The following is a 12,823-nucleotide window of genomic DNA, read 5'->3' as shown; positions in this document are numbered from 1 at the left end:
GGCTGACGGCGACTTTGCGCCGTCATGCAGGATCAGGCGGGGCGCAGCAGCATGTTCGGGCGCGGATAGGGCGCTGCCGCCACTCCCAGCCTTTCGGCCCCGACGGGGCGTCCGATAAAATAACCCTGCGCGTAGTCGATCTCCATCTGCCGCACGAGTCTGAGCTGTTCCTCGGTCTCCACGCCTTCGATCAGGATCTTGTGGCCGCGATTGCGGATGAGGCGGATCATGTCCTGCAGCATCGCCCGGCCACGCGGGGTCTTGCTGTCATGCAGGAAGGAGCGGTCGATCTTGACGGTATCGAAATCCGTCATGCGCAGCCACGAAAGGCCCGCAAAACCCGTTCCGAAATCATCCAGCCAGATATTGATGCCGAGCGTTTTCAGGTCGTTCAGGCAACGCAGCACGTCGGAGTGCATTTCCATGTCGACGCCTTCGGTGATTTCGAAAGCGAGCCTGTTGCCGGCAATGCCCGCCTCCACGAGAATGGCGGCCACCGAGGTGGCGAAACCCGGATTTTTCAATTGCATTGGCGACACATTGACACTGACGACCGCCACCTTGTCATCGGCCAGTATCTGTTTGCAGACGGTCTTGATGGTCCAGAGGCCCAGTTCCATGATGGTACCGGTGCGCTCGGCGATCGGAATGAAGATGCCGGGTGCAACAGGGCTGCCGTCCAGCAGGCGAAGCCGCATAAGCGCCTCAACCCCTGCGGTCTCATTGGTCGAAACATTGAGGATCGGCTGGTAGACGAGCGAAACGAGATCTTCCGCTACGGCGATTTTCAGCAGGGCGGCAATGTTCTCCGTCTCGTCGCTGGTCTGCGGATCATCGGGATCGAACAGTTTCATGCAGTTGCGGCCGTTGCCCTTGGCGATATAGAGCGCGCGGTCGGCTTCATTGATGATCTTTTCCAGCTTGCCGTCCGGATTGGTGCGGGTAAAGGACGCACCGATGCTGACGGTGACGATGAAGGTGCCGTCCCGGCGCTGGTCATGCGCGAGCGACAGGTTTTCAACGGTGTGGCGGATCGTCTCGGCAAGCTCACCCACCTGCTGCTTGGACCTGAATGGCGCCAGCACGATGAATTCTTCACCGCCATAACGGCCGATTGAGGCGCCGTGGTCGGTGATTGCATCCTGCAGGGCGCTGCCCACCGTCACCAGGCATTTGTCGCCTTCCTGATGGCCGTAGCGGTCGTTGTATTTCTTGAAGAAGTCGACGTCGATCAGGAAAACGGCAAAGCCTTCTTCCTTCCTGATCCAATTGTCCCACAGCAGGCGCAGATGATGATCGATGGCGCGGCGGTTCTGCAGGCCCGTCAGGGAGTCGGTGTTGGAAAGCCGCAGCAGCGCCTGGCCCCGTTCGTCCGCCGCCTTCTGCTGGGCCTTCGCTTCCAGGCCGTTGACGAAGACGTGGTAGCGCTCCCGGTTCAGGTTCCAGTTCACATAGGAAGTGAAGACGAAGCAGGAAATGTAGAAGGTGCCGAAGGCGAACTTGTAGAACGTATCTTCGGGAAACTGCGTTGCCGCCAGAAAATAGGTAACGAGAATAATGCCCGAAGACACCAGCGACAGATGGAAGCGGAAGGTGAAAAACAGATTGGCGCCCATCATGAAGATCGCCCCGAAAACCATGTAATAGGACATGTTTTCGGTATTGTCGGTCAACAGCGACGGCAACAGCCAACCGATATAGCCCATGACGAGAGCCGTCGCACAGGTAAGATCGAGCGCCGCGGTGCTGGCGCCCTTGCGCAGCTGGATTTCCAGCGTCAGCAGCGATGAAAGGACGACCACGAAGCGTGCGACAATGGTGTAAAAAGCGACGTCGGGTATCAGAATGATGTCGGTTACAGCAAACAGCAGATAGATGAAAACAGCAGTCCACAGGCCCCGCCGGATTGAACCACGGCGGCTGCGCTCACCTTCCTGCTGGTAAAGGGCAAGAAGTTCATCAGAAAACCGGGAGTCCGGCCGCCGATAGTCTTGCTGTCCACTCACCTCTCCCAATGTGTGCTTCATGCACTTTCCCATAGTGTTGCGTATACTTTATTAAGTAACTGCTTATTCCACTTTTCCGTGTGCTGTCGCACCCAGTGCGGGTTTCCGTCGATCTCTGCCGATGCATGCGGAGAACATGGAAAGGAAGAACGCATCATACGTTCGCAACATTAAGTTTCACTAAATCGCGTATCTGCTTTCTCCCGTACTCACGAGTGTGACCAAAAAAATACGCTAATCTACTAATGTATCCCTACACCGCTCAAAAATCGAAAGCGAGTGGCCTTCCGTCTCCCAGAAACGTATAGTTAACAATGTGTTAATACTGGAGGCTGAAGTGGTGCGGGTAAAGAAGAAAAATCTTGACGGGGCAAGTCTGATTACCCCGGATACTGTCGCAAAAGAGATTTTTGCACGCAGAACGGAAACATTCGATGAGCAGTTCGCAGTTGCGAAAGCAGAGGTGGCGCTCATTCTCGAATTGGCACAACAGCAATTCGACAATCGTGTTTCAGCACGTGAGATAATACATAGAACGGCAGGTGCGCTTCATGCCCTGCGTGAAAAGCTCCACTCCAGCGTGTGGGCTGAACTGATTCCGCTGGTGCAGAATCACCCTGTTTCGGTCCATTTTCTGGAGGACCCGTTCACACGCTGGTCTTTCGAAAAGCCGCGGGGTTATTCGGGCGATGCGCAGCTGCTCGATTTCATTTATGGCCACGACAGTGTTGCCGAACTGGTGAACGGCGCCACGCCGCTCGGTGCGGCGCTTTATGATTATACGAAAGACGCCAGTTCCTCGGTCGCCGTGCGCGAGCGGCGCGATTTGCTGACGCGCTTCGTCGACAAGGCCGCGGCCCGGCATGGCGATGAGGCGGAAATCCTCACCATCGCTTCCGGCCATCTGCGCGAGGCGGATGCCTCCGTGGCGTTGAAACAGGGCAAAATCAAGCGCTGGGTGGCGCTCGATCAGGATCCGCTCAGTGTCGGCTCCGTCGCCCGTGATTTCAACGGCAGCTGCATCGAGGCGATCGACGGTTCCGTGCGCGATATCGTCCTGCGCACGCAGGAACTCGGCACTTTCGATCTGATCTATGCGGCCGGTCTCTATGATTATCTGAACGACCGCGTGGCGATCAAACTCACGCGGCGCTGCATGGAGATGCTGAAACCCGGCGGCATGTTCCTTTTCGCCAATTTCTCGGAAGACATCGTCGTTGACGGTTACATGGAAACCTTCATGAACTGGGCGCTGCTGTTGCGCTCCAAGGCGGATATGTGGCGGATCGTCAATGCCAGCGCCGATCCTGCAAGCATCGAGGCGGAGGTGTTCTTTGGCGAAAACCACAATATCGTTTACGCCACGATGCGTAAGAAGATGTGAGGCGCAGGGTTATAAGACGCTTTATTGACGCCCGTTTCAGATGGGGCGAGCGCCCGCTGCTTGTTTCTTCTCCCCGCCGGGGAGAAGTCCGCGGCAGCGGGATGAGGGGGCAAGCTCTCAGTCTATCTCTGCCGTAGCCCCCTCATCCGACCCTTCGGGCCACCTTCTCCCCGGCGGGGAGAAGAAACACGCTGCGACGTTGCGCCCGATGTCGTCGCGAGTTCCCGTCAGAACGCGTCTTCCCCTCCGCCAATAACCATTTGATTAAACGCCGGCACGGGCCTAAGAATCCGCGCCGAATGCGTTGCAGAATGGAATGGCTGAAATGAAGAGATATTATTCGGATATGGGCGGTCTGCCGGGACAGACGGAACTTCTGTCGAGCAAGGCGGTGTTCAAGACCGCCTACGCGGTCATCCCCAAAACCGTCATGTCCGATATCGTGACGAGCGTGCTGCCGCACTGGACCGGCACCCGGGCCTGGATCATCGCCCGGCCGATGACGGGTTTTTCCGAAACGTTCGCGCAATATATCGTTGAGGTGCAGCCCGGTGGCGGCAGCGAGCGGCCGGAACCGGATGTACGCGCCGAGGCGGCGATCTTCGTCGTTGACGGCGAAATGACGGTGGAATTCGAGGGCGCGCAACATGCCTTGCGGGAGGGCTCCTTCGCCTTCCTGCCGGCTGGCTCCCGCTGGCAGCTTCGCAATTCGGGCAAGGTGCCCGTCAAGTTTCACTGGGTCCGCAAGGCGTTTCAGGCGGTCGACGGGCTGGAGCCGCCACCGGCGATCTTCTCCCATGAGGATGAGCATGATTTGTCGCCCATGCCGGATACGGAAGGCAAATGGGCAACGACGCGCTTCATCGATCCGGACGATGTGCGTTACGACATGCATCTCAACATCGTTACCTTTGAGCCGGGCGCGACCATTCCCTTCATGGAAACCCATGTGATGGAACACGGCCTTTATGTGCTGGAAGGCAAGGCGGTCTACCGGCTGAACGAGGACTGGGTGGAAGTGCAGGCGGGCGACTTCATGTGGCTGCGCGCCTATTGCCCGCAGGCCTGTTATGCGGGCGGGCCGGGTCGCTTCCGTTACCTGCTCTATAAGGATGTGAACCGGCACGTGAAGCTCTGGTAACGGGCACCATATCCTGCAAAATCCACGAATTATCGCGCAATCCGGCGGTTTGCGCGATAAATGCTTGCTTTAAATCAAATATCTCTAATAAATCCGGTTATGTGGGCGGCCGTCGCTGTTCCGCACCGTTTCGGCATTCGCCTGCTATCCTGAGAAGACTTCCCGTATGAATGAGACAATCGATACCAATGTCTTCAATCTTGCGCCGGTGGCGATGTGGATCGAGGATTTCAGCGAGGTGAAAAGCCAGTTCGATATCTGGCGGGCTGAGGGCGTCGAGGATATCAGGACGTTTCTTCTGGGCGATTTATCAAGGGTCGCGGCCTGTTCACAGAAGATCCGCGTGATCGAGGTCAACGCGAGGACGCTGGAACTGTTCGAGGCCCGCGACCAGGCGCATCTCGTTGATAATCTGCACCGGATTTTTCGGGACGACATGCTGGAAAGCCATGTGAACGAGCTTTCCGAACTCTGGGCGGGCAAGACGGAATTCACCGGCAACGCGGTCAATTATTCAATCGGCGGCAAGCGGCTGGATATTCAGCTGCGCGGCGCGGTCATCCCCGGCCACGAAAAAACGCTCGGACGGTTGCTTTTGACCACCGAGGATGTGACGGAACGGGAGGAGGCCCGCCGCAAGGAGCTTCTCAACCGCCGTTACGCCGAAGGCATGTTCAAACATTCGCCTGTTTCCCTGTGGGTGGAGGATTTCAGCCGGGTGCGGCGGCTGATCGAGGAGGTCAGGGATCGCGGCATCGTCGATTTTCGCGTGTTCATGGATGTACATCCGGAATTCGTGCGGCAATGCATGAGCGAAATCCGCGTCATCGACGTCAACCGCGCGACGCTCGACCTCTTCTGCGCCCCGGATAAACAGGTTCTGTTGCAGCGGCTCGGCGATATTTTCCGCGGCGAGATGGAAAAGCCGTTCCGGGAACAGCTGATCGAACTCTGGAACGGCAATCTCACCCACCATCGCGAGGTGGTGAATTATGCGCTCGACGGTTCGGAACGGCATGTGCTCCTGCATTTTTCCGTTTTCCCCGGACACGAGCACGACTGGTCGCTGGTGCAGGTGGCGTTGACGGACATCACCGCGCGCAAGAAGGCGGAAGCCTATCTCGAATATCTCGGCAAGCACGATGTGCTGACCAAGCTGCATAACCGCGCTTTCTATTCGGACGAGCTGAACCGGCTGGAGCGCAGCGCGCTGAGGCCGGTGTCCGCCATCGTCATCGATCTCAACGGCCTGAAGGATGCCAATGACAAGCTCGGCCACGATGCCGGCGACGCCCTGCTGCGGCGGGTGGGCGAGGTGCTGAACGGCGTGGTGACCGCGCCGAACCATGCCGCGCGTATCGGCGGTGACGAATTCGCCATTCTTCTTCCCGGTGCCGACAAGCAGGTGGCCGCTGCCATGGTTGAAACCGTTTATGAACTGCTGAAAATCAACAACCAGTTCTATTCCAGCGCGCCGCTCAGCCTGTCGCTGGGCGTGGCGACCAGTGAGGCCGGCGAGACCATGGAATCGCTGGTGCGCCGGGCCGACATGAACATGTACGAGCAGAAGAACGCCTATTATGCGGCCCTGCGCAACCGCTCCGCCGACAATAGCGATACGACGAAGAACAGCGCGCAGCCGGAAACCACCTCGTTGAAGCGCCTCTTCTGAGCGCGCAGGCGAGGGCGGTCAGGATGGAATGCTGGCGCCCGTCGCCCTGAGAATGAGCGCAATGCTGCTTCGTGCGATACGCTCCAGCTCCGCTTGCGCCGTGCTGGCCCGCGCGCGTTGCGCAAGGCTGTGCTGCAGGGCTGCGAGCATGTCGGCGACCGCATCGATATCTGTTTCGGGCGGCAGCTGGCCATCATCGCGTGCCATCGCGATGCGCTCGCGGAACCGTGCATCGGTGCGACCGAGGGCGGCGGACAGTTCCGCCCCCATCAGCGGGTCGGCCGTCGCTTCGCCGGTGATGACGCTCAGCACCGGACAGCCGAGCGGGTAATCAGCCCCTTCGGAATAGATCCCGACAATCGCCATGAAATACCCATCGAGCGCCGCTGCGAGCGAGGGAGTGGCGAAGAGCGCATGGTTGCGGCGTGCGTTACTCCCGGCAATATAATGCTCGATAGCCCGCAGATAGATGGAGCGCTTGTTGCCAAAGGCGGCGTAAAGGCTTGGCCGCGCCATTTTCGTCGCCTCCGACAGATGGTCGAGCGAGGTTGCGGTATAACCGTGACGACGGAATTCGAGGAGGGCTGCGGCGAGCGCGGCGTCGGTGTCATATTGCCGGGGACGCCCCCGGGCGGATTTCTCTTTCATTTTTGTACCGTTTCGCAATAAATTCGTTGCGCCGTATTTTTGTGCGGTCTAGTATAAAAATAAGCGGCATGGAAAACAATCCCTTCGGGGGAGAGCATCGACGCGTATGCGTGGCGTGCTCTTCCGGCTGCGCGGGCGGGGAATGCCTGCCTTTCCTTCTCGATTAAAAGGACAATCGATGACTGACAAAATCCGTATCGGCATTAACGGGTTCGGCCGCATCGGCCGGACGGTTTTAAGGGCGGCGATGGCGCGGGGCGATGTCGAGATCGTGGCGATCAACGATCTGCTGCCGATCGATCATCTCGCTTATCTGCTTAAATATGACAGTGTGCATGGCGGCTTCCCGGGCGCCGTGGCGACAGCGGACAACGCGCTTGTCATCGACGGCGGGGCTGTGAGAGCCTTCAGCGAACGGGAACCGGGCGCAATCGGCTGGGCCGGGGTGGGTGTTGATGTCGTCATCGAATCGACCGGCTTTTTCCTGACGAAGAAGGCGGCGGAAGGACATCTTGTCGCCGGTGCCGGCAAGGTTCTGATCTCGGCGCCGCCGGATGACGATACGCCGGTATTTGTCATGGGTGTCAATGCGAAGGGCTATGCCGGACAAACCATCGTCTCGAACGCTTCGTGCACGACCAATTGCGTCGCGCCGCTCGCCAAGGTGCTGAACGACGCGTTCGGTATCGAGGAAGCACTGATGCTGACAGTTCATGCAACGACCTCAAGCCAGAACACGGTGGATGGCGTCGCCCGCAAGGACTGGCGTTTTGGTCGCGGTATTCTGGAAAACATCATTCCCGCGACAACCGGTGCGGCACGCATGGTGGGCCGGGTCGTGCCGGAATTGAACGGGCGGATCAACGGTCTGGCGGTGCGCGTCCCGGTCTCTGACGTCTCGATGATCGACCTGACATGCCGACTGCGGGAAAAGGTTTCCTACGAGGATATCTGCGCGATGATCCGCATGCAGGCGGCGGGCGAGATGGGCGGCATTCTTGCCTATTGCGACGATCCCGTCGTCTCCACCGACATGCGCGGCAACCCGCATTCCTCTATCTTCGACGCGCTGGCCGGAATGCAGACGGAGGGTGGCCTTACCAAGCTGGTCGCTTGGTACGACAATGAATGGGGTTATGCCTGCCGCTGCCTCGATATGGCGGCGCATATTTTTCGCGCCGGATAGGCTGCGATATTTATACCGCGAGGGATGGCATCGCTTGTCGCGCAGCCGTCCCTCGTCCGTAGCGGCATACCCGGGACAGGCCCGGGAAACGCCCGGGGATGATCGGGGAGAGTGCGGGGACTATCATTAGTCCAGCCCCACCCTCCGGCTGTTGCGATATGTCCGTTCCCTGGACGTGTCCGTTCGCCTCCGCTTTTCATCTTTCCCCTTGAACATACTCCGTTTCCGCACGGCCCCGCGTCTTCACAAGCGCGTGAGGGTGCTTTTGCACTGCAACAATCCTATTGCCGAAATTTTACATACGTATTAGTATGTATGTAAATGTGACCTATTTTGTGGATTCGGAGCGCAGTATGGCGAAGAGATTTGGGCAGATCGTAGCGGTGTTGTTGACAGGCATCGTTCTGGTCGGATGTAGCGACGAGCAGGCCGCAGCGCCCGGCGCCCCGCCGCCCGGTGCGGTCAAGGTCGTGGCCGTGAAGCCGGAAGAGCTGCCCATCACCAATGAATTGCCGGGACGCATCGCGCCGACGCGACTTGCTGAAGTGCGCCCCCGCGTCTCGGGCATCATCGTCGAGCGGGTGTTCGAGCAGGGCTCGCTGGTGAAGGAAGGCGACGTTCTCTACCGAATCGATCCCGCGCCGTTCCAGGTCCGCGTCGACAGCGCTGAAGGCACGCTGCGCCGGGCGCAGGCCGCCCAACTGCAGGCGCGGCAGACCGCCGACCGTCAGCAGCAGCTGCGCCGCTCCAATGTCGGCTCGCAGCAGGAATTCGACAATGCCGTCGCCCAGCTGGCGCAGGCCGATGCCGAAGTGGCGGTGGCCGAAGCCGGCGTTGCGGAAGCAAAGCTCAACCTGCAATATGCCGATGTGAAGGCCCCGATCAGCGGCGTCATCGGCCGGGCGCGCATCACCGAAGGCGCGCTGGTCAGCGCCACCGGTTCGGAAAGCCTGGCGACGATCCAGCAGCTCGATCCGATCTATGCCGACTTTACCCAGCCGGCCGCCGATCTCATCCGTCTGCGCAAGGCGCTGCAGGATGGCCAGCTGATGACCGGCCCGAACGAAGCCGAAGTCAATCTGCTGTTTGATGACGGTAGCCGTTATCCGGTTGCCGGCCGCTTACTGTTCTCCGAAGCGGCGGTGGATGAAACCACCGGCCAGGTGACGCTGCGCGGCGAATTCCCCAACCCGAACGGCGATCTTTTGCCGGGCATGTATGTCCGCGTCCAGATCCAGCAGGGCATTGAGAAGGCGGCCTTTGCCGTGCCGCAGCAGGCGGTGCAGCGCGATGCGGGCGGGCAGGCAAGCGTTCTCGTCGTCAATGCCGAAGACACCGTCGAACAGCGGCGCGTCAGGGTCGGCCGTTCCATCGGTGACCGCTGGGTGATTTCGGAAGGCCTTGACGATGGCGACCGTGTCGTTGCCGAAGGTTTCCAGAAAACTGCGCCGGGCGCCAAGGTGAAGCCTGAGCCGTGGTCTGCGGAGCCCGATGTCACTGCCGCCACCGGCAGCGAGGGCGCTGCCCCGGCCGCGAAGCAATAAGGACCGATTTCCATGGCACGTTTTTTCATCGATCGGCCCATTTTTGCCTGGGTCGTCGCCATCTTCATCATGCTGGCGGGCCTGCTCGCCATTCCCATGCTGCCGATTGCGCAATATCCGAATGTGGCCCCACCGCAGATTTCGATCGGTACCAACTATCCCGGTGCAGCGCCCGAGGACATCTATCAGAGCGTCACGCGTCCCATCGAGGAGGAGCTGAACGGGGTTCCGGGTCTTCTCTATTTCGAATCGACCTCCGAATCCTCAGGCAGCATTTCCATCAACGTCACCTTTGCGCCCGGCACCAATATCGGCGAGGCGCAGGTGGAGGTGCAGAACCGCATCGCCCGCGTTCAGCCGCGTCTGCCGCAGGCGGTTACCCAGCAGGGCCTGCGCGTTGAGCAGGCCGGCACCTCGTTCCTGATGATGGTGGCGCTTACCTCCGTCGATGGCAATACGGACGCCATCGGCCTCGGCGACTATCTCAGCCGCAACGTGGTCGGCGAATTGCGCCGTGTGCCGGGCGTCGGCAGCGCGCAGCTGTTTGCCACCCAGCGCTCCATGCGCATCTGGATGGACCCGGACAAGATGCTCGGCCTCAGCCTGACCTCTTCCGATGTCATTGGCGCCATTCAGGCGCAGAACTCGCAGGTTGCGGCGGGCCGCATCGGCGCGTCGCCAAATCCGATCGGCCAGCAGATTTCTGCCACCGTCAACGTGCAGGGCCAGCTGACGACGCCGGAGGAATTCGGCTCCATCGTGCTGCGCGCCAATCCGGATGGTTCCTCCGTGCGGCTGCGCGATGTGGCGCGGGTGGAAGTGGGCGGCGAAAGCTACGCCTTTTCCAGCCGCCTGAACGGCAAACCCAGTGCGGCCATCGGCGTGCAGCTGTCGCCCACCGGCAATGCGCTGCAGACCTCCGAGGGCGTGCGCGCCACCATGGAGGAGCTGTCGCGGTATTTCCCGGCGGGTCTGGAATATGAGATTCCCTACGACACCAGCCCCTTCGTGAAAATCTCCATCCAGAAGGTGATCAACACGCTGGTGGAGGCGATCATCCTCGTCTTCGTGGTGATGTTCGTCTTCCTCCAGAACATCCGCTATACCATCATTCCGACACTGGTGGTGCCCGTGGCGCTGCTCGGCACCTGCGCCATCATGTATGTCTCGGGTTTCTCCATCAACGTGCTCACCATGTTCGCCATGGTTCTCGCCATCGGCATTCTCGTCGATGATGCGATCGTCGTCGTTGAAAATGTCGAGCGCATCATGGCGGAAGAGCATCTGTCGCCGAAGGAGGCCACCCGCAAGGCGATGGGCCAGATTTCCGGCGCCATCATCGGCATCACGCTGGTTCTGACGGCGGTGTTCGTGCCCATGGCCTTCTTCCCCGGTGCCGTCGGCATCATCTACCAGCAGTTCAGCCTGACGATGGTGGTCTCCATCCTGTTCTCGGGCTTCCTCGCGCTGTCGCTCACGCCGGCGCTCTGCGCGACGTTCCTGAAGCCGATCAAGGCCGGCCACCACGAGAAGAAGGGCTTCTTCGGCTGGTTCAACCGCGGCTTCGACAAGGCATCGCATAAATACTCATCTTCAGTCGGTAGCATCATCAAGCGCTCCGGCCGTTTCATGATCATCTATGCGGCGCTGCTTGCCGGTCTCGGCTGGGCCTATATGCAATTGCCGAGCTCCTTCCTGCCCAACGAGGACCAGGGTTACCTGATCGTTGACATCCAGGCGCCGGCGGAAGCCAGCAGCGAACGCACGCTGCAATCCATCCAAGAAATCGAAAAGATCTTCCTGGCGGAACCGGCGGTCGATCGCGTGATCGCGGTCTCGGGCTTCTCCTTCTCCGGTTCCGGCCAGAATGCCGGTCTCGCCTTCGCGACGCTGAAGGACTGGAGCGAGCGCGGGCCGGAGGATTCAGCCGACGCCATTGCTCAGCGCATCAACGGCAAGCTGTGGGGCCTGCCGGGTTCCATGTCCTTCACGCTGTCGCCGCCGCCCATTCAGGGTCTCGGCAATTCCAGCGGCTTCACCTTCCGCCTGCAGGACCGCGCGGGTGCGGGACAGGCAGCACTGAGCGCCGCCGGAGCACAGCTGATGGCGGCGGCGCAACAAAGCCCGGTTCTCGCCGGCCTGCGTGTCGAAGGCATGCCGGATTCGCCACAGGTCAATCTCATCATCGACCGTGAAAAGGCCAATACCTTCGGTGTGACCTTCAGCGACATCAACGCCACCATCTCGGCCAATATGGGGTCGTCCTACGTCAACGACTTCCCCAATGCCGGCCGCATGCAGCGTGTGACCGTGCAGGCGGAACAGGGCCAGCGCATGAAGACCGAGGATCTTTTGAACCTGAATGTCCGCAACGCCAATGGCGGCATGGTGCCGGTCAGCTCATTCGCTTCGGTGGAATGGGTGCGCGGCCCATCGCAGGTGGTCGGTTATAACGGCTATCCGGCGATCCGTATCGGCGGCCAGTCCGCACCGGGTTACTCCTCCGGTGATGCGATTGCCGAAATGGAGCGTCTGGCGCGCGAATTGCCTGGCGGTTTCGGTTTCGAGTGGACCGGTCAGTCGCTGCAGGAAATCCAGTCCGGCTCGCAGGCGCCGGCGCTGATCGGCCTCAGCGTGCTGTTCGTCTTCCTGCTATTGGCGGCGCTTTACGAAAGCTGGTCCATTCCGCTCTCGGTCATGCTGGTGGTGCCACTCGGCGTCATCGGCTCGGTGGCGGCGGTGATGCTGCGCGGTATGCCGAACGACGTCTACTTCCTGGTCGGCCTCGTCGCCATCATCGGCTTGTCCGCAAAGAATGCGATCCTGATCATCGAATTCGCCAAGGATTTGCGGGCGGAAGGAAAATCCACCTATGATGCGACGGTGGAGGCGGCGCATCTGCGTTTCCGGCCGATCCTGATGACCTCGCTCGCCTTCTCGCTCGGCGTGCTGCCGATGGCAATCGCCTCGGGTGCCAGTGCTGCGAGCCAGAACGCCATCGGTACCGGCGTTCTCGGCGGCATGATCTCGGCGACGATCCTCGCGATCTTCTTCGTTCCCGTCTTCTTCGTCTTTGTCATGAAGATTTTCGGGGATCGGAAGAAGGAGAATGAGATTGCTGCTGACGCCGTATCGCCGGCGGAATAAAACGGGTGTGAAGGCCAGGCTAAAAGTCACGGGAATGCGTTCATTTGACTGAAAGCCCGGCACTGCAGAAAAGGCACGGTGCGAAAGCGCCGTGC

The 12,823-nt window shown here is 60.1% G+C and carries 8 protein-coding genes; 6 read left to right on the top strand and 2 right to left on the bottom strand.

Annotated features, from left to right (window positions below; translation table 11 throughout):
• Positions 1 to 32 precede the first annotated feature (32 nt).
• Positions 33 to 2,027, bottom strand: coding sequence for a putative bifunctional diguanylate cyclase/phosphodiesterase (locus tag AC5YUO_RS15645; RefSeq protein WP_496155867.1), 1,995 nt, complete (start codon positions 2,025 to 2,027; stop codon positions 33 to 35).
• Positions 2,028 to 2,343: 316 nt separating this feature from the next.
• On the opposite strand from AC5YUO_RS15645, the gene AC5YUO_RS15640 reads away from it, so the two are divergent.
• The 3 genes from AC5YUO_RS15640 (at position 2,344) to AC5YUO_RS15630 (ending at position 6,203) form a co-directional block, all read left to right on the top strand.
• A complete protein-coding gene (locus AC5YUO_RS15640) occupies positions 2,344 to 3,390 on the top strand; it encodes a class I SAM-dependent methyltransferase (RefSeq protein ID WP_496155866.1) in 1,047 nt (348 codons plus the stop codon).
• A gap of 316 nt (positions 3,391 to 3,706) precedes the next feature.
• A complete protein-coding gene (locus AC5YUO_RS15635; RefSeq protein ID WP_496155865.1) occupies positions 3,707 to 4,531 on the top strand; it encodes a bifunctional allantoicase/(S)-ureidoglycine aminohydrolase in 825 nt (274 codons plus the stop codon).
• A gap of 166 nt (positions 4,532 to 4,697) precedes the next feature.
• A complete protein-coding gene (locus AC5YUO_RS15630; protein ID WP_496155864.1) occupies positions 4,698 to 6,203 on the top strand; it encodes a sensor domain-containing diguanylate cyclase in 1,506 nt (501 codons plus the stop codon).
• Between the two features lie 18 nt (positions 6,204 to 6,221).
• Here the strand turns inward: AC5YUO_RS15630 and AC5YUO_RS15625 are convergent, their stop codons facing one another.
• Positions 6,222 to 6,851, bottom strand: coding sequence for a TetR/AcrR family transcriptional regulator (locus AC5YUO_RS15625; RefSeq protein WP_496155863.1), 630 nt, complete (start codon positions 6,849 to 6,851; stop codon positions 6,222 to 6,224).
• Positions 6,852 to 7,029: 178 nt separating this feature from the next.
• Here AC5YUO_RS15625 and gap point away from each other — a divergent pair, with 178 nt between their 5' ends.
• The 3 genes from gap to AC5YUO_RS15610 all read left to right on the top strand — a co-directional run bounded on the left by gap (position 7,030) and on the right by AC5YUO_RS15610 (position 12,728).
• On the top strand, positions 7,030 to 8,037 hold the full coding sequence (gap, locus tag AC5YUO_RS15620; RefSeq protein WP_496155862.1) for a type I glyceraldehyde-3-phosphate dehydrogenase: 1,008 nt from the start codon (positions 7,030 to 7,032) through the stop codon (positions 8,035 to 8,037).
• A gap of 353 nt (positions 8,038 to 8,390) precedes the next feature.
• Positions 8,391 to 9,581, top strand: a complete 1,191-nt coding sequence (locus tag AC5YUO_RS15615; protein ID WP_496155861.1) for an efflux RND transporter periplasmic adaptor subunit — start codon at positions 8,391 to 8,393, stop codon at positions 9,579 to 9,581.
• A gap of 12 nt (positions 9,582 to 9,593) precedes the next feature.
• On the top strand, positions 9,594 to 12,728 hold the full coding sequence (locus tag AC5YUO_RS15610; RefSeq protein ID WP_496155860.1) for a multidrug efflux RND transporter permease subunit: 3,135 nt from the start codon (positions 9,594 to 9,596) through the stop codon (positions 12,726 to 12,728).
• Positions 12,729 to 12,823 lie beyond the last annotated feature (95 nt).

This window comes from Agrobacterium sp. LEGMi-208b (assembly GCF_059511785.1).
Note: the sequence above shows the minus strand (reverse complement) of the source record. Positions and strands in the feature narration are given on the sequence as shown.